This window comes from Streptomyces sp. 4F14 (assembly GCF_048159485.1).
Classification (GTDB): Bacteria; Actinomycetota; Actinomycetes; order Streptomycetales; family Streptomycetaceae; genus Streptomyces.
In genome coordinates, this window is sequence record NZ_JBLRVY010000054.1 from 1 (window position 1) to 16,285 (window position 16,285).

Annotated in this window: 22 protein-coding genes; 13 read left to right on the top strand and 9 right to left on the bottom strand. The window is 69.5% G+C overall.

Translation table 11 applies throughout. The features are described 5' to 3' along the window. The first annotated feature begins 114 nt into the window (after positions 1 to 114). The 6 genes from ACLZOT_RS48715 (at position 115) to pstB (ending at position 6,013) form a co-directional block, all read left to right on the top strand. Entirely contained in the window at positions 115 to 1,233 is a 1,119-nt protein-coding gene (locus ACLZOT_RS48715; protein ID WP_416975798.1) for a CHAD domain-containing protein, read from the top strand. Between the two features lie 12 nt (positions 1,234 to 1,245). Next, positions 1,246 to 1,674: an NUDIX hydrolase gene (locus ACLZOT_RS48720; protein WP_416975759.1), complete on the top strand. Its 429-nt coding sequence runs from the start codon at positions 1,246 to 1,248 to the stop codon at positions 1,672 to 1,674. 245 nt (positions 1,675 to 1,919) lie between these two features. After that, positions 1,920 to 3,056 (top strand): phosphate ABC transporter substrate-binding protein PstS, encoded by a 1,137-nt coding sequence (gene pstS / locus ACLZOT_RS48725; RefSeq protein WP_416975760.1) that lies wholly within the window; start codon positions 1,920 to 1,922, stop codon positions 3,054 to 3,056. A 101-nt stretch (positions 3,057 to 3,157) separates the two neighbouring features. Further along, positions 3,158 to 4,150 carry a phosphate ABC transporter permease subunit PstC gene (gene pstC / locus ACLZOT_RS48730; RefSeq protein ID WP_416975761.1) on the top strand — a complete coding sequence of 331 codons (993 nt, stop codon included), beginning with the start codon at positions 3,158 to 3,160 and terminating at the stop codon, positions 4,148 to 4,150. Beyond that, entirely contained in the window at positions 4,147 to 5,196 is a 1,050-nt protein-coding gene (pstA, locus tag ACLZOT_RS48735) for a phosphate ABC transporter permease PstA (RefSeq protein WP_416975762.1), read from the top strand. The genes pstC and pstA overlap by 4 nt, the downstream gene beginning before the upstream one ends. A gap of 40 nt (positions 5,197 to 5,236) precedes the next feature. Beyond that, positions 5,237 to 6,013: a phosphate ABC transporter ATP-binding protein PstB gene (gene pstB, locus ACLZOT_RS48740; RefSeq protein WP_416975763.1), complete on the top strand. Its 777-nt coding sequence runs from the start codon at positions 5,237 to 5,239 to the stop codon at positions 6,011 to 6,013. Between the two features lie 94 nt (positions 6,014 to 6,107). On the opposite strand, the gene ACLZOT_RS48745 is transcribed toward pstB, so the two are convergent. Next, entirely contained in the window at positions 6,108 to 6,467 is a 360-nt protein-coding gene (locus ACLZOT_RS48745; protein ID WP_416975764.1) for a hypothetical protein, read from the bottom strand. 40 nt (positions 6,468 to 6,507) lie between these two features. Beyond that, entirely contained in the window at positions 6,508 to 7,872 is a 1,365-nt protein-coding gene (locus tag ACLZOT_RS48750; RefSeq protein ID WP_416975765.1) for a hypothetical protein, read from the bottom strand. 123 nt (positions 7,873 to 7,995) lie between these two features. On the opposite strand from ACLZOT_RS48750, the gene ACLZOT_RS48755 reads away from it, so the two are divergent. The 5 genes from ACLZOT_RS48755 to ACLZOT_RS48775 all read left to right on the top strand — a co-directional run bounded on the left by ACLZOT_RS48755 (position 7,996) and on the right by ACLZOT_RS48775 (position 10,618). Further along, a complete protein-coding gene (locus tag ACLZOT_RS48755; protein ID WP_416975766.1) occupies positions 7,996 to 8,172 on the top strand; it encodes a hypothetical protein in 177 nt (58 codons plus the stop codon). A 467-nt stretch (positions 8,173 to 8,639) separates the two neighbouring features. Then, the gene (locus ACLZOT_RS48760) at positions 8,640 to 9,152 is read left to right on the top strand and encodes a hypothetical protein (RefSeq protein ID WP_416975767.1); all 513 of its coding nucleotides are present in this window, start codon (positions 8,640 to 8,642) and stop codon (positions 9,150 to 9,152) included. A 53-nt stretch (positions 9,153 to 9,205) separates the two neighbouring features. Beyond that, the gene (locus ACLZOT_RS48765) at positions 9,206 to 9,892 is read left to right on the top strand and encodes a class I SAM-dependent methyltransferase (RefSeq protein ID WP_416975768.1); all 687 of its coding nucleotides are present in this window, start codon (positions 9,206 to 9,208) and stop codon (positions 9,890 to 9,892) included. Between the two features lie 190 nt (positions 9,893 to 10,082). Next, a complete protein-coding gene (locus tag ACLZOT_RS48770) occupies positions 10,083 to 10,430 on the top strand; it encodes a hypothetical protein (RefSeq protein WP_416975769.1) in 348 nt (115 codons plus the stop codon). Next, positions 10,427 to 10,618 (top strand): hypothetical protein, encoded by a 192-nt coding sequence (locus ACLZOT_RS48775; protein WP_416975770.1) that lies wholly within the window; start codon positions 10,427 to 10,429, stop codon positions 10,616 to 10,618. The genes ACLZOT_RS48770 and ACLZOT_RS48775 overlap by 4 nt, the downstream gene beginning before the upstream one ends. 221 nt (positions 10,619 to 10,839) lie before the next feature. Here ACLZOT_RS48775 and ACLZOT_RS48780 read toward each other — a convergent pair whose 3' ends face one another. From ACLZOT_RS48780 to ACLZOT_RS48795, 4 genes are all read right to left on the bottom strand, one after another. Next, positions 10,840 to 10,986: a hypothetical protein gene (locus ACLZOT_RS48780; protein ID WP_416975771.1), complete on the bottom strand. Its 147-nt coding sequence runs from the start codon at positions 10,984 to 10,986 to the stop codon at positions 10,840 to 10,842. A gap of 112 nt (positions 10,987 to 11,098) precedes the next feature. After that, positions 11,099 to 11,308 (bottom strand): VOC family protein, encoded by a 210-nt coding sequence (locus ACLZOT_RS48785; RefSeq protein ID WP_416975772.1) that lies wholly within the window; start codon positions 11,306 to 11,308, stop codon positions 11,099 to 11,101. A gap of 8 nt (positions 11,309 to 11,316) precedes the next feature. After that, positions 11,317 to 12,315 (bottom strand): anion permease, encoded by a 999-nt coding sequence (locus tag ACLZOT_RS48790; RefSeq protein WP_416975773.1) that lies wholly within the window; start codon positions 12,313 to 12,315, stop codon positions 11,317 to 11,319. Between the two features lie 6 nt (positions 12,316 to 12,321). Further along, the gene (locus ACLZOT_RS48795; protein WP_416975774.1) at positions 12,322 to 12,942 is read right to left on the bottom strand and encodes a DUF47 domain-containing protein; all 621 of its coding nucleotides are present in this window, start codon (positions 12,940 to 12,942) and stop codon (positions 12,322 to 12,324) included. Positions 12,943 to 13,135: 193 nt separating this feature from the next. Between ACLZOT_RS48795 and ACLZOT_RS48800 the strand changes: the two genes are divergently transcribed. Continuing rightward, the gene (locus ACLZOT_RS48800; RefSeq protein ID WP_416975775.1) at positions 13,136 to 13,486 is read left to right on the top strand and encodes a metal-sensitive transcriptional regulator; all 351 of its coding nucleotides are present in this window, start codon (positions 13,136 to 13,138) and stop codon (positions 13,484 to 13,486) included. Positions 13,487 to 13,526: 40 nt separating this feature from the next. Here the strand turns inward: ACLZOT_RS48800 and ACLZOT_RS48805 are convergent, their stop codons facing one another. Then, complete coding sequence (locus ACLZOT_RS48805; protein WP_416975776.1) at positions 13,527 to 13,727, bottom strand: hypothetical protein; 201 nt, start codon at positions 13,725 to 13,727, stop codon at positions 13,527 to 13,529. Positions 13,728 to 13,761: 34 nt separating this feature from the next. Beyond that, positions 13,762 to 14,448: a DUF6193 family natural product biosynthesis protein gene (locus ACLZOT_RS48810; protein WP_416975777.1), complete on the bottom strand. Its 687-nt coding sequence runs from the start codon at positions 14,446 to 14,448 to the stop codon at positions 13,762 to 13,764. Positions 14,449 to 14,531: 83 nt separating this feature from the next. On the opposite strand from ACLZOT_RS48810, the gene ACLZOT_RS48815 reads away from it, so the two are divergent. Then, on the top strand, positions 14,532 to 15,374 hold the full coding sequence (locus ACLZOT_RS48815) for a hypothetical protein (RefSeq protein ID WP_416975778.1): 843 nt from the start codon (positions 14,532 to 14,534) through the stop codon (positions 15,372 to 15,374). A 16-nt stretch (positions 15,375 to 15,390) separates the two neighbouring features. On the opposite strand, the gene ACLZOT_RS48820 is transcribed toward ACLZOT_RS48815, so the two are convergent. Beyond that, positions 15,391 to 16,215, bottom strand: a complete 825-nt coding sequence (locus ACLZOT_RS48820) for a hypothetical protein (RefSeq protein WP_416975779.1) — start codon at positions 16,213 to 16,215, stop codon at positions 15,391 to 15,393. Positions 16,216 to 16,285: the final 70 nt, after the last annotated feature.

The following is a 16,285-nucleotide window of genomic DNA, read 5'->3' on the forward strand; positions in this document are numbered from 1 at the left end:
GCCCCCGGCGACACACGCACAGCCACCCCGGGCGACGTCCGAGGAACCACCGCCCCCGGCGACACACGCACAGCCACGCCAGGCGGCGTACGGGCCACCACCGCCCCCGGCGACATACGCACCGCCACGCCCCCCGCACCCCCCACGCCCCCGACCGGCGACCTCCTCGCCGTCTACCTCCGCGCCCAGGCCACCGAATTCCTCCGCGCCCTGCGCCTGCACCGGGAGACCGGCGCGGGCGCGGCCCCCGCGGACGACGCCCTGGACGCGGCCCGCGCCCTGCGCCGCTCCGCGCGCCGGATCAGCGGCAGCCTGCACACGTTCCGCCCGCTCCTGGACCCGGACTGGGCCGAGCAGATCCGCCCCGAGCTGGCCTGGCTCTCCGGCACCCTCGCCCTGGAGCACGCCTGCGAAGCCCGCCTGGAGCGCCTCCTCCTCGCCCTGCACCGCCTCTCGGGCGCCCCGCCCCTCCCGGACCAGGCCGCCCCCCGCGCCCGCCGGACGGCCCACGCGGCGGCAAGCAGCCGTACGGCGCAGGCGGACACGCCGGCCCCCGCCCACCCGGACCCGGCGACGCCCCCGGCGACGACCCCAGAGCGCGGCACCCTCACGGTCGGCGCGGCCAAGGCCGGCGCCCTCCTCGACCGCCAGCTCACCCTGGCCCGCACCCGCGCGCACAGCACCGCCCTCCAGGCCCTGGGGTCGAGCCGTTTCCACGCGGTCGCCGACAAGGTCGCCTTACTGGCCAGCGAGGTCCCCCTCACCGCGACGGCCCAGGCCACCCCCCTGGCCCCCCTGGCAGGCGCGGCGGAGGAGCGCCTGACAGCGGCGATCACGGGCCTCCCGCTGCTCACGGCGGGCCACCCGTACAACGCGGAGGCCCTGATCCACGGCCTGTCCCCGGAGACGGCCCCGCACCCGCAGGACACGCCCTGGCACCAGGTCCGCCTGCTGCTGCGCCTGCACCGGTACGCCCTGGAGGTGCTGCACGGCGGCGAGTCCCCGCAGGACGCCCGCCTGGAGGACTCCGGCGAGGCCCTGGACCGCCACCGGGACGCGGCGGAGGCCGCCGCGGCGGCGGCACACGCGGCCCGCACCCCGAGGATCGCCCCGGCGACGGCGTACGCGCTGGGCGTCCTGCACGCGGACCAGCGGCATGAGGTCGAGGCCTCGCGGTACGCGTTCCACCAGAGCTGGCAGGCGCGCACGCTCACCCCGTCGCCGTCGTCGTAAGAAGGCACCGACATGACCGAGGCCACCATCCAGGCAGCGGGCTGCGTCCTGTGGCGCATGTCCCCCATCGACGGCGCCCTGGAGGTGTGCCTCGTCCACCGCCCCAAGTACGACGACTGGTCGCACCCGAAGGGCAAGCTCAAGCGCGACGAGGCCGCCTTGGCCGGCGCGCTGCGCGAGGTCGAGGAGGAGACGGGCTACACGGCGACCCCGGGCGCCCGCCTCCTCACCCTCGCGTACGAGGTGAACGGCCGTCCGAAAGAGGTCCGGTACTGGGCGGCGGAGGCCCGCGAAGGCGCCTTCGTCCCGAACGACGAGGTGGACCGCGTCCTGTGGCTCCCCCCGACCGCGGCCAGGAACCGCCTCACCCACCCGAGGGACAAGGACCTCGTGGACGCGCTGCTGACGGCGATCAGACGCTCCACGGTGTCACCGGCATGAGCACTCCCGCGGTGTCACCGGCATGAGCATTCGTGTCCTCGACGTGAGCGTTCCGTGACCTAACCACACCGCCTTCAGGGGTTCACCCGCCGTTCATATGAGCCCATCGGCGCCTTCACCTGATCTGCTTAATTTCGGCCTTGCACGGCACGGAACGCGGCACGACGGACGTTCCCGGGCCACCAAGTCTTCGCCTCGCACGCCGCCGGATTCAGGACGGCGGCTCCCGGAAGGATCTCCCTCAAGTGAAGCTTCAGCGCAAGAACCGGCGGGCAATCGCTCTCGGCGCACTCGCCGTCTCCGGCGCCCTGGCCCTCACGGCGTGCGGCTCCGACGACACCGGCTCCAAGAGCAGCGACACCAGCTCCTCGGCCGCGACGTCGGGCAACGCGGGCTCGATCAAGTGCGACGACGCGAAGGGCCAGCTCCTCGCCGACGGCTCCTCCGCGCAGAAGAACGCGATCGACGCCTGGGTGAAGAACTTCACCCAGTCCTGCAACGGCGTCCAGGTGAACTACAAGGGCTCCGGCTCCGGCGCGGGCATCACCGCGTTCAACCAGGGCACCGTCTCCTTCGCCGGTTCGGACTCCGCGCTGAAGCCCGACGAGGTCACCGCCTCCAAGAAGATCTGCTCCGGCGGCCAGGGCATCGACCTCCCGATGGTGGCCGGCCCGATCTCCGTCGCGTACAACCTCTCCGGCGTCTCCGACCTGGTCCTCGACGCCCCCACGATCGCGAAGATCTTCAAGGGCGACATCTCCAACTGGAACGACCCGGCGATCGCGAAGCTCAACCCGAGCGCGAAGCTCCCCGACCTGAAGATCCAGGCGTACCACCGCTCGGACGAGTCGGGTACGACGGACAACTTCACCAAGTACCTCAAGGCCGCCGCCCCCTCCGACTGGACGTTCTCCGGCGGCAAGGCGTGGCAGGCGAAGGGCGGCCAGTCCGCCCAGGGTTCCTCCGGTGTCGCCCAGGGCGTCAAGCAGACCAACGGCGCCATCGGCTACATGGAGCTGTCGTACGCCAAGGACGGCCTGAACTCGGTCGCCATCAACACCGGCGCGGCCGCCCCGGTCAAGGCGACCTCGGACGGCGCGACCAAGGCCGTCGCCGCCGCGCAGGTCGTCGGCACCGGCTCCGACCTGGCGCTGAAGCTCGACTACACCACCAAGGCCGAGGGCGCGTACCCGATCACCCTGGTGACGTACGAGATCGTCTGCGACAAGGGCAACAAGGCCGACAGCCTGCCCGCCACGAAGGCGTTCCTGCGCTACATCGCCTCCACCGACGGCCAGGGCGTCCTGTCGGGCATCGACTACGCGCCGATCCCCGACGCGATCATCACGAAGGTCCGCTCCACCATCGAGGGCCTCAGCTGATCTGACGGCGCGGCCCGGGGAGCACGACGCTCCCCGGGCCGTGCCATCCGGTGCACCGCCGCCCGGAGCCCACCGGCTCCCGCAGACCGGAGAACCCACACATGGACACGACACAGATAACCGACACACCACCTCCCACGGCACCCGCCCCCGTGGCCGAGAAGAAGAGCACCGGCCGCATCGGCGACAAGGTCTTCCTCGGCCTCTCGCGCGGCTCCGGCATCTTCCTGCTGGTCATCATGGCCGCGATCGCGGTCTTCCTGACCTACCGCGCGGTCCTCGCGATCAACAAGGACGACGGCAACTTCCTCACCACCTTCGAGTGGAACACCGGGCTCGTCCCGCCGAAGTTCGGCATCGCCGTCCTCGCGTTCGGCACGATCGTCTCCTCGCTGATCGCGATGCTCATCGCGGTCCCGATCGCCGTCTCGATCGCCCTCTTCCTCACCCACTACGCCCCCCGCCGGCTGCGCGGCCCGATCGCCTACGTGATCGACCTGCTCGCCGCGGTGCCGTCCATCGTGTACGGCCTGTGGGGCGCCCTGGTCCTCGTACCGCACCTGAACGGCCTGTTCGGCTGGCTGAACGACTACTTCAGCTGGACCGGGGTCTTCGAGTGGGACGAGGGTCCGGCCCGCTCGCTGCTGAGCGTCTCGATCCTGCTGGCGATCATGATCCTGCCGATCATCACCAACGTCAGCCGTGAGGTCTTCCGGCAGGTCCCGCAGATGCACGAGGAGGCGGCGCTCGCCCTCGGCGCGACGCGCTGGGAGGTCATCCGCATGGCCGTCCTGCCGTTCGGCCGCTCCGGTGTGATCTCCGCGTCGATGCTCGGCCTCGGCCGCGCGCTCGGCGAGACGATGGCCGTCGCGACGGTCCTCTCCCCCGACTTCGACATCCACGCCAGCCTCCTCAACCCCGGCGGCGGCACCTTCGCCCAGAACATCGCCAGCAAGTTCAGCGAGGCGAACGACTTCGGCCGCGACGCCCTGATCGCCTCCGGTCTCGTGCTGTTCGTCATCACGCTGCTGGTCAACGGCGCGGCCCGGCTGATCATCGCCCGCCGCAAGGAGTACTCGGGGGCCAACGCATGAGCACCGCGACCGTCAAGAGCAGCCTGCGCGGGGCGAGCCTGCCGAAGTGGACGCCGTGGGCGATCGCCGCCGGCTCCGTCGCACTCGGCCTGCTGGTCAGCACCGTCGCCGGGCTCGACAGCAGCATCCAGTGGGCCCTGATGGCGGGCGTCTTCTTCGTCGTCGGCACGTACGGCATCGCCGCTCGCGTGGAGGGTCCCCGGCAGGCCAAGGACCGGGTCGCGACCAGCTTCGTCTGGGTCGCCTTCCTCCTCGCGCTGATCCCGCTCGCCTCCCTGGTGTGGGCGACCGTCCAGCGCGGCGTCAAGGTCCTCGACTTCTACTTCCTCTCCCACTCCATGGGGATCGTCGCCGACTCCGAGGTCGGCGGCGGCATCTACCACGCGATCATCGGGAGCCTCGAACAGGTCGGCCTCGCGACCGCGATCGGCGCCCCGGTCGGGGTGCTCACCGCGATCTACCTGGTGGAGTACGGGCGCGGCGCGCTCGCCAAGACCGTCACCTTCTTCGTCGACGTCATGACGGGCATCCCGTCGATCGTCGCGGGCCTGTTCATCCTCAGCCTCATGCTGATCTTCGAGATGCAGCCGTTCGGCTTCGCCGGCTCGCTCGCCCTCGCGATCCTCATGATGCCGGTGGTGGTCCGCTCCACGGAGGAGATGCTCAAGCTCGTCCCGAACGAGCTGCGCGAGGCGTCCCTCGCCCTCGGCGTCCCGAAGTGGCGCACGATCCTCAAGGTCGTCCTGCCCACCGCGATCGGAGGCATCACGACCGGCATCATGCTCTCGGTCGCCCGTATCGCCGGCGAGACCGCCCCCGTCCTGCTGCTGGTGTTCGGCAACCCGTTCATCAACAACAACCCCTTCGAGGGTGCGCAGGAGTCGCTGCCGCTGTACATCTACAAGCAGTACTCGCAGAGCGCCGGCTCCGAAGCGGCGTACGACCGCGCCTGGGCCGCATCCCTGACGCTGATCGCGTTCGTGATGATCCTCAACCTGGTGGCGCGCGGCATCGCCCGCTGGAAGGCCCCGAAGTCCGGTCGCTGACGCGGCCTCTAGTCAGCGACTGTCTGGAAGTGAAGAAGCTATGTCCAAGCGAATCGACGTAAGCGGCCTGACCGCCTACTACGGCTCCCACAAGGCCATCGAGGACATCTCGATGACCGTCGAGCCCCGCACGGTGACCGCGTTCATCGGCCCCTCCGGCTGCGGCAAGTCCACGTTCCTGCGCACCCTCAACCGGATGCACGAGGTGACGTCCGGCGGCCGCGTCGAGGGCAAGGTCCTCCTCGACGACGAGGACCTGTACGGCCCGAGCATCGACCCCGTGTCGGTGCGGCGCGAGGTCGGCATGGTCTTCCAGCGCCCCAACCCCTTCCCCACCATGTCCATCTTCGACAACGTCGCCGCGGGCCTGCGCCTCAACGGCAACTTCAAGAAGAGCGAACTCGCGGACGTCGTGGAGAAGTCCCTCAAGGGCGCGAACCTCTGGAACGAGGTCAAGGACCGCCTCAACAAGCCGGGTTCCGGCCTCTCCGGCGGCCAGCAGCAGCGCCTGTGCATCGCCCGCGCCATCGCGGTCGAGCCGAAGGTCCTCCTGATGGACGAGCCCTGCTCGGCCCTCGACCCCATCTCCACCCTGGCCATCGAGGACCTGATCGGCGAACTGAAGGAACAGTTCACGATCGTCATCGTCACCCACAACATGCAGCAGGCCGCCCGCGTCTCCGACCGCACGGCCTTCTTCAACCTCGCCGCCGTCGGCCAGCCCGGCAAGCTGATCGAGATCGACGACACCGAGCGCATCTTCTCCAACCCGTCCGTCCAGGCCACGGAGGACTACATCTCCGGCCGCTTCGGCTGACCCAGACCCCTCGCGGTGCTGCATGGCGGTGCCACCGCGAGGCCGTAAAGGGCCCGCTCCCTGTTCTCAGGGGGCGGGCCCACGCGCGTTTCGTTCAGCCCTCCGCGATGACCTCGAAGATGTCGGCGTCCGTCTCCCGCTGCCACTCCGGCAGCTCGCCCCAGTCGGCGACGTACCCCGGCTTCGGGTCCTCGAAGTGCCGGTACATCTGAGCCGTCCAGCACACGGCGACGAACCGCCCCTTCTGCTCCCGCGACAGCCGGGACGCGTGCCCGCCACTCAGTACGAGGAACTGCCGCACCTGCTCATACACGGCCCCCGCCGCCTCGCGCTCCCAGCCGGGCATGTCCTCCCACGGGGTCACGTAGCCCGGTTTCGGCTCGCCGGGGAAGTGCTTACGTACGCCTGCGATCCACGCGTCACGGAAGATCCGCGAGCCGTCGTTCTCGGACATCCAACTCCTCTGGCCTGCCACATGATCCAAGCGGAACCACCTAAGCCACAGCCTTCTGCCGGGCCAACTCCCGTGCCCGTCCGTCCAGTTCACGCGCCCTCGGGTTGCCGAGGTGAGGACGGATACGGCGGCGCATGATCGCGAAGTGCTCGTCCGCCCGCGCCGAGGACAGCGCGGCGTAGTCGTCGAGGAACGCTTCCCAGGTCGCGCAGGCCGCTTCGAGGTGGCCGACTTCGAGTTGACGTTGGGCGAGGAGGCCGTTCGCGTGGGCGTTGCCCTGTTTCTCCATCGGGGGACGGGCCCGGTTGGACGCCTTCATGGCGTCGATCGAGCCGTGCACGTCCCCCAGGGCGTAGAGAACGCTCGACACGTGGAATTCGTACGCCGCCCGGTCGTACCCGCCGACCGCGTCCCGCCTGTTGTCGGCCTTGGACAGGGCCTCTTCCGTCTCACGCAGACGCGTGAAAGCGAGGCGGCTGTCCTTCACCAGGGCCGCGCCGTGGGCCTGTTGCCCGCGCAGGAAGGCTTGCAGTCGGGGCCCGGCCGAAGGCGCGGCCTCGGCTGCGGAATCCGCGAGTTCGAGGGCCTTGTTCGCGTGCTTCAGGTTGGCGGCCTGCAAGGCCATCCCGCGGAGGGTGCGGCAGTAAGTGACCTGATCCGAACCGGCTTTGGCCAGCCCGAGGGCCTGCCGGTAGTACCGCTGCCCGAGCCCGTGCGCCTTCTCGTACATCGCCATCCACCCTGTGAGGTAGACCAGGTCGGAGGCGGCGGCCCGCATGTCGTTCCTGACGGCTTCCGTCCCGTCGGCACGCAGGTAGGACGCGACCGAGTTGACGATGAAGGCGGCGGCCATCGGACGGGCGTGCGCCCCGCCCAACTCGTCGAGGATGTCCGCGATACGGTCCGTCATGCTGCGGACGACGGCGACGTCCCCGGGCCCGATGCGGACGGTCCGGCCAGCCGCCTGATGGTCGAGCCGGTCGAGCGTCTCACCGGCGTCGTCGAAGCGGGGTACGGCGAGTGTGGCCGAGTAGAGCGCGGTCGTCAGGACCGTACGGCGAGACGGGTCCATGTCCGCCCTTCCTGTGTCGACCAGACCCTCGATGGTGAGCTCTTGTTCCGGCGTACTCTTCGAGCCTACGGCCAACGGGGTTGCTCCGAAGCCGACTTCCTCAAAGGTGACCGGCCGCCCGAGCCGACGCGACAGGGCTTCGACGACAGCACCCCGCGCGGCCTTCCTCGGCACGGCCCCCTTGAGCCAGTGCGCCACCGACGACTCGTCGTAACGAAGCGTCAGCCCCTGCTCCGCACCGATCCTGTTCACGGATGCCGCGAACTGCCGGTGCATGAAACGGCCTTCGTCCAGCAGTCTCGCCAGGTTCTCGTTCGGTCGGCCCTTCGCCACGGTCCACCACTCCCCGCGAACTCAAGCGTTCAAGTCGTTCAAGTCTCCGCGCCTTCTTCACGATACCGCTGACCGCGCTCAGCTGGTTGCGTAGAGCGACAACACCAGCGAAAGGCGCGAGCGATGCGAGCAAGACCTCTCCTGCTGCCCGGACTTGAACCCGTCCCGCGCGAGGGCTGCCGCGTATGTGCCGCTCTGGGCAGGGAACGGGAGACGGCACGCCGGGTCGGCAACTACACGAAGGTCCACCGGCTCAACCGCGAGATCGAGAACCACCCGCATCGGGAGGTCCAGCCGTGACCGCCCCGCACCCTCACTCACCGAGCCGATACGCAGAGCGCATCCACACACGCGGACGGACCGTCGCTCCCGTACGCCGGCTCATCCTCATCAGCCTCGTACCCACCGCTCCCGGCGCCTGCTCCAACTGCCTCGGCTGGGCGCGGCTCTGGTGCTCCGGCTGCCTGGGGTGGGGAGGGTGCACGGAATGCGCGTACGCCCGCCAAGTCCCCTGCCCGGCCTGCACCGACAGCCACTCCGGCCGGCAAAGGTGGCCCGGATGAAGCACTTTGCCCGGCTCCACTGGCAGGCCGCGTACATCGGCGTCGCAGCCGTCACCTCCATCCTCCTGCTCGGCCTGGCCGTGCTCGACCGCCTCTGACCCCTCAACTCCCGTCCGGCCGTGGGACGGTCGGCGATCCGCGGCCGGACGGGGGCCGAAGGGCCAGAGTCCCCGGCCCACATCTCACGGAAGGGACACCACCGGCATGACCGTCACGCTCGAAACTCCGGGCAGCGTGCAAACACGCGACCCCCGCCAACTCCTCAACGCCGTACGCCCGTACGTCAAGGAACGGCTGTACAACATCTTCGAGGCCCCCGGCGCACAAGGCATCGACCTGTACGAACGAGAGGTCCGCCTCCTGCTCCGCGACAGCGTCGCCGTACGCAGCCTCGCGGAACGCATCCTCGACCAGGCCGTGGCCTACCTGATCACCGCCATGGAGAACCCCGGCACCGACATCGGCCCCGGATACACGGTCGATATCGGCATCCACCAGATCATCCTCGACACCCCCGTCTACTTCGCGTTCTGCGAGCTGTACAACGGCGGCCGGTACAAGCACCACGCCCCGCTCGTCGAACGCCGAGGCGACGGAACGGTCATGCGGACGGCCGACATCATCCGCGCCAACGGCTTTGAAGTCGACCTGGAGTTGTGGGAAGTCGACGCCGCGGCCTGCGGCCCTTGCGACGACAAGGTTCCCGACAGCCATTGACCCCACAACACGCGCCGCTCCTCTGGCAGGGGCGGCGCACTACTGTCCAACTCATGCCCGAAGGAACCCCGTTGCCCGCCGCCGAACACAACTACGACGACGAACGCGCCGTCTGGAACACGTACGCCGAGTCGACGAAGAAGGACGTCTACGAATCGGCCCCCATCTTCCGCTGGACGCAGTACCAAGACCACGGCCCAGGCCCGGAGTTGCTCGGCGAACCGGAAACCGTGCTGGAGATCGGCTGCGGTACGGGCCGCGCGCTCGCCTTCCTCGCCGGACAAGGGGTCAAGGCACGCGGTGTGGACATGTCCCCGGTGATGGTCACCCACACCACCGAACGCTGGGGCCCCCTCGGCGTCGAGTTCGTCTGCGCCGAAGTCCTCGACTTCCTCGCCAGGGACACCCGTACCTACGACGCCGTGTACTCGATCTTCGGCGCCGCCTGGTTCAGCGACCCGCGCCGCCTGTTCCCGTTGGTGAAGCAATGCCTCAACCCCGGCGGCCGGTTCGTGTTCTCCCAACCCCCCGCCATCCCCGGCGCGTACGGCCCGCAGGGCATGTACAAGGGCGGCTTCGCCGGACCGGCGACGTACACCTACCGCTACAGCTACACCACGGCCATGTGGCGAAGCCTCCTGCACGAAGCCGGTTTCGGCGAGGCCGTCGTACGCGTCCACGACGCCCCGAAGGCCGGCCACATCGGCACACTGATCGGGTGCGGCATCGCGTCCGCGTAGACCCCGCGCCCGAATACCCGACAGTTTCTGACGGGATATCGGGAGTTTGCTGCAACTCGGTGCGCTGGGGCCGATGTTGGTGCTAGCGTGCGCTGCACCACAACAAAAAGTGGCCCCATCAGGACTCGGAGTGTTGGAAGCACTCCGCTGACGGGGCCGTGACGACAACAACGTCTAAGGAACTGTCGCCGTGCGCCATGCTATCTCGCACGCCATTTCGGCGTGTCTCCACATCCTGCTCTCCCTCGCCCTCCCCGCCAGGGGACGACGCCGCAAGCCTCCCACCCCAGCGACGCCCATCCTCCCGCAGCCGTACGTCAGCCCGTGGTCCCGCCCCTGGACCGGGCCCACGAAGGAAGAAGCCGCGGAGTTCTTCCGCCGCCAGGCCGCAGCCGACACGGAACGGCACCTCCAAGCCGAACGCCTCCTCCAGCAGGAACGCCGACGAGCGGCGGCCTTCGCGACGCTGGGCGTCGACTACCCGTACACCTACAACGGCGCCCCCTTCACCCTCACCGACTTCAGGACCAGCGCATGAACCGCGACGCCCTGACCGCCGACGCCCCGCCCACGTCCCTCTGGACCGTCTGCTGCCACTGTGGCCGCTGGACTCGCGCGGCGGTGGAACTCCCGGGACCGGGCACGGTCCGGTACGCCTGCCCCAACTGCGTACTCCTCGTCGGCGCGGGCCCCGCACACTGCATCCCGCCCGCACCGGAGCACTAGGGCGCTTCTGATGGATCTCCGCGGCGTCGCGACGCCCGGCACGCCCTCTCGCCGCACCGCGCGAAAGCCCCCGTAGCGCCGCTACGAGGACTTCCACGCGGCACACCGAGAGCACGCACCGAACGCCGCTCCTTCTCCCACGGAGATCCATCAGAAGCGCCCTAGCCGAAAGCCCCTGGGCCCCGTCCACACCCACCACCGTGGACGGGGCCCACTCCGGGTCAGCGGCCCCACACACCCCACATGCCCAGCACCGAACCAGCCGCAGTGACGACCACCGTGAGGAGGCGGGCGGGAAAGTGGTCGGCGGTTACGCGGAAGCCGCCGACGCGGAGGTCGACGTACGGGCGGCGCTTCGGGTCCGTCATGGAGTTTCTCCAGCTCAGGTGGTGCGCTTGGACGACTCCAGAATGCGACGGCCGTTGCCCCGGCGGAAGGAGGCCGGTGGGCCAAGTCAGTTATAGGACGAACGGCTTGTCCTCACCCGGAGTGCGCCCGGTCTGACTCACCACGCAGCACGGGGACCTGGTTGAAGTAGAGGACGAGCCCCGTCGGCAGCGTCACCAGGGTCTCCGGGTGACCGGGCTTGTCCTCCGGGCCCAGCGGCCCTCCGGTCACCCCGCTCCAGAACCGCGCCAGCGCGTACGCGTCCGCACAGCCGACCGCCACGTCCCGCACCACAGAAACCACCGCACCCCCTACAACGCCACCAGCTTCACCACCCCGTACACCCCCGCCGCCACCGCCCCCGCGGCCGGCATCGTGATGAACCAGCCGAGGACGATGTTCTTGGCGACGCCCCAGCGCACGGCGTTGATCCGCTTGGTCGCGCCGACGCCCATGATCGCGGAGGTGATGACGTGGGTCGTGGAGATGGGCGCCTTGAAGAGGTACGCGGACATGAACATGATCGACGCGCCGGTGGTCTCGGCGGCGAAGCCCTGCGGCGGGTCGAGTTCGATGATCTTGCGGCCGAGGGTGCGCATGATGCGCCAGCCGCCCGCGTACGTACCGAGCGACAGCATGACCGCGCACACGATCTTGACCCAGACGGGGATCGGGTCGCCGGCGTCCTCGACGTCGGCGATGACCAGGGCCATCACGACGATGCCCATGGTCTTCTGGGCGTCCTGGAGGCCGTGGCCGAGGGCCATGCCGGCGGCGGAGACGGTCTGGGCGATCCGGAAGCCGCGCTTGGCCTTGTGGGGGTTCGCGCGCCGGAAGATCCACAGGATCGCGGTCATGACGAGGTAGCCGACGACGAGCCCGATGACCGGCGAGAGGAACATCGGGATGACGATCTTCTCCAGGACCCCGTGCCAGTAGACGGTGGTCCCGCCGGCGAGCGCGGCGCCGACCATGCCGCCGAACAGGGCGTGGGAGGACGAGGAGGGCAGCCCGAAGTACCAGGTGATGAGGTTCCAGGCGATAGCGCCGACGAGCGCGGCGAAGAGGATGCCCATCCCCTTCGACCCCTCGGGCGTCTGGATGATCCCTTCGCTGACGGTCTTGGCGACCCCGGAGCCGAGGAAAGCGCCCGCGAGGTTCATCACGGCGGCCATGGCGAGCGCGGCACGCGGGGTGAGCGCCCGGGTGGACACGGACGTGGCGATCGCGTTGGCGGAGTCGTGGAAGCCGTTGGTGTACGTGAAGAAGAGCGCGACCAGGATGGTCACGACCAGGGCGAAGGTGTCCACGACGGCTCAGGACTCCTTGACGGCGATGGTCTCCACCGTGTTCGCCACATGCTCGAACGCGTCGGCGGCCTCTTCGAGGACGTCGACGATCTGCTTCAGCTTCAGCACCTCGATCGCGTCGTACTTCCCGTTGAAGAGGTGCGCGAGGAGCTTGCGGTGGATCTGGTCGGCCTGGTTCTCCAGCCGGTTGACCTCGATCCAGTACTCCGTGAGGTTCTCCATCGTCCGCAGGTTCGGCATCGCCTCGGCGGTGAGGTCGGCGGCTCTCGCGAGCACCTCGATCTGCTGCTCGACGCCCTTGGGCAGTTCCTCGACGTTGTACAGGACGACGAGGTCGACGGCCTCCTCCATGAAGTCCATGATGTCGTCGAGGGAGGACGCGAGGTTGTAGATGTCCTCGCGGTCGAACGGCGTGATGAACGAGGAGTTCAGCTGGTGGAAGATCGCGTGCGTCGCGTCGTCACCGGCGTGTTCCGCGGCCCGCATACGCTCTGCGATCTCGGCCCGGCCGGCGGTGTCCGCCCCGAGCAGTTCCATCAGGAGTTTCGAGCCCGTGACAATGTTGTCCGCGGACGCGGCGAACATGTCGTAGAAGCTCGTCTCCCTGGGGGTCAGACGAAAGCGCACGTGGGGTCCTCGGGATGCATCGGTTTCGGTCAGGCTGATGCTAAGCGCATCATCCGGTCAGGGCTAAGGGCCGTCCCCCAGTGTCGCCCATCAGGCACAGTGACCAGCACGGGGTGGGACCAAGGGCCCTATACCCAGCAAACTTGGCTACGATATACCCACTAGGGGTATACAAGACGAACCGGAGGACGCGATGACGACCACCGAGGCCGAAACGACACCGGCGCCCTCCGAGGAAAACGCCGTACACGAAGAGCACGCGACGCACGGGTACCACAAACAGAAGGACGAACACCTCAAGCGACTGCGCCGGATCGAGGGCCAGATCCGGGGCCTCCAGCGCATGGTCGACGAGGACGTCTACTGCATCGACATACTCACCCAGGTCTCCGCGTCCACGAAGGCCCTCCAGTCCTTCGCCCTCCAGCTCCTGGAGGAACACCTCCGCCACTGCGTCGCCGACGCGGCCCTCAAGGGCGGCGACGAGGTCAACGCGAAGGTGGAGGAGGCGACGAAGGCGATCGGGCGGATGCTGCGTACGTGACTTTTCGCGCGCTCTGTGGATGACCTGTACGTGACGCCCGTCAGCGGGACGGCCCCGCCCCCGGCGTCTTGTCCCGCTCCTCCCCGATCCGTACGACCCGCAGCACCTGGTCGATCGAGGCCAGGCTCAGCCGCTCCCCGTCCGCCGAGGACGCCGCGATGATCAGCTCCCCGCACAGCTCGATCTCGGCGAGGGCCACGTGGTCCTGCACCGCCGTACCGCCCCCCGGAGCCACGCCCATCACCTCGTCCCTGCGGAAGTCGAACCCCGGCTTCCTAGAGTAGGCAGCGGCCCACGCACGGCGCATGGCACGGAAGGGCTAGTTCTTGCCCACCCGATGACCGAATCTGCCCCAGACCTCTCCGGTCACACCTGTCACCTACGACTGCTCGGGCGCGGACGATCCTGTCGACCGGGCCGCCGGTCCACTCGACGTACTCGACACCGGCGCCGTCGGCATGGCGCGCGTACAGGAACCGTCCCGTCGGACCCACGGTCGCCTCGGTGGTCAGCCGCTCCAGCGGCGGCAGCGCGCTGATGACAGGCTCGGAGCCGGCAGGCAGAAGCCCCAGCACCATGACCACAGCCTCCTCCACGCTCTCGACCTCACCGATCACGGCAAAAGGATCGCGCCGTCGAACCGCGAACCGCCCGTCGCGCAGAGCCTCGACCGATCCGCCCCGCACACTCCACGGACAGCCGGTGGAACTGCTGAACAGCAGGGCGAAGTGGCTGGTGAACGGATACAGCCGGCGAAGCCGCGGCTGAGCGGCGGCAGCCTCCAGCAGCGGGACGATGCCCGGATACGGCCGCCCGGGCGAGCGGATCTCGTGTACGGCCCGCTTCCACTGCCAACGGGCCTCGACGACGTCAACCGTCCCGCGACGCCGCGCCGCAGCCATCTCCGGCAGAACCGGCCGGGGAGGCAGGGGCACCCCACGGGTCTCGTCACGCGCGTCCACCGTCACAGCGTCCCGCCCCCGCCTGAAGCCCACCGCACAGCCGCACGCACCCCATGTCAGACCCCGATGGCACCATCACCCCCATGACCACCGCCCGCACCACCCCACCCAGACCCCTCGACATCACCGCCCTGATCCCCGGCCTGGCCCCCCTGGCCCGTACGGCGACCCGGCTGCACCCCCGCCCCGGCACCCCGACGGTCCACGACAGTTCGATCGGCGGCCCCCTGCTGTGGCCGACACGTCACCAGTGGCCGTACTGCGACAAATGGCACGAGGGCCCGCAGGAGCCGATGATCCCCGTGGCCCAGCTGTACGTGCGGGACATACCGCAGCTGAAGGCGCCCGGAAGGACCGACCTGCTCCAGATCCTGTGGTGCCCGACGGAGGAGCACCCCCCGGACCACAAACCGCAGACGTACCTGTTCTGGCGGACGGCGGCCGACGTCACCCAGGTCCTCACCGAGCCGCCCCGGCCGTCCGAGCCGAACACCTGGTACGTGCCGAAGCCGTGCGTGCTCGCGCCGGAGCAGGTCACCGAGTACCCCCACCTCCTGGAACTGAGCGCGGAGCAGCAGCAGCGGATCGCGGAGGCCGTGGAGGCGGACGAGTCCTACGAGGCCGAGGAGATCTACAGGAACGAACTCTCCGTCGCCCCCGGCTGGAAGGTCGGCGGCTGGCCCAGCTGGGGCCTCACCGACCCCATCGCCCGCTTCTGCATCCACTGCGGCACAAGGATGACCCCCCTCCTGACGATCGCCTCGCACGAATGGCACCCGGACAACAGGACCTGGATCCCGTACGAGGACCAGGCCCAGGACGACGCCGACGCCAACCCACCCGGCGTGACGGTCATCGACGCCAACCGACTCCAGCTCTACGTCTGTCCGGAGCACCCCTACCACCACACGGACCTGGTCCAGTGACAGTGACAGTGACAGGTCACTCCGCGATACGCCCGGCGTAGATGTCCCGCGACTCCGGCAGCCGCACCACGGCCGGCGCCCCGAAGTCGTACAGCAGGACGGTGGACGCCACAGCCACCACCCCCGCCCGCCCACTGTTGACGAAGCTGAACCGGTGCCGGACCTTCCGGATCCGCCCCTGGTCGTCGAGGTACACGTCGAAGGGGACCTCGGCGGTGGCGAAGCCCTCGGCCGCGGCGGCGAGGGAGGGCCGGTTGCCGGGGGTCGCGCCGCGCGCGGCGAGCGCGAGGTCGGCGGTGCCCCGGTAGTGCCGGACGCCGATCCCGGCGACCTCGGTGCGGCCGACGTAGGACGCCGTACGCACCCCCCGCAGCAGCTCGGCGGCGGCGAAGGGATCGGTGGCGCCGCCGGTGACGAGGTTGCCGTCGGAGAGGGTCGCGGTGTCGACGCGCACCCATTTGTCGGCGGGCACCCCGGCTCCCCGGTTCTTCATGAACAGCGCGCCGGGCGCGAGGAGTTCGGTGATCGGACGGTGCTCGCTGGCCCCGGACGGATCCTGCGGGAGGACGACCTTCAGCTGGCCGAGCTGCCGCCGGTAGTCGTAGACGCCCTCCCCCCGGATCGTCACGCGCGTCCCGCCGGTGGCCATCTCCATGGACGTCTGCGCCCGCGAGCTGCCCGCCGCGAGCAGCGTGTCCGCGACGCGGTGCAGGGTCCCGACCGGATCCCCGCCGGGCGCGTCGTCCGCCGCCGCCCCGCTGCTCACGCATCCGGTGGCCCCGGCCACCACTCCGGCCACCAGCCCCGCGACGGCCACGACACCGCCCCGACGGTCCTTCATCTCCGGTCTACCCCCAGAATCGCGGGCCCCCTCGTTCCCCGGGTTCAACGACAGGCAAGTACCACCGTCA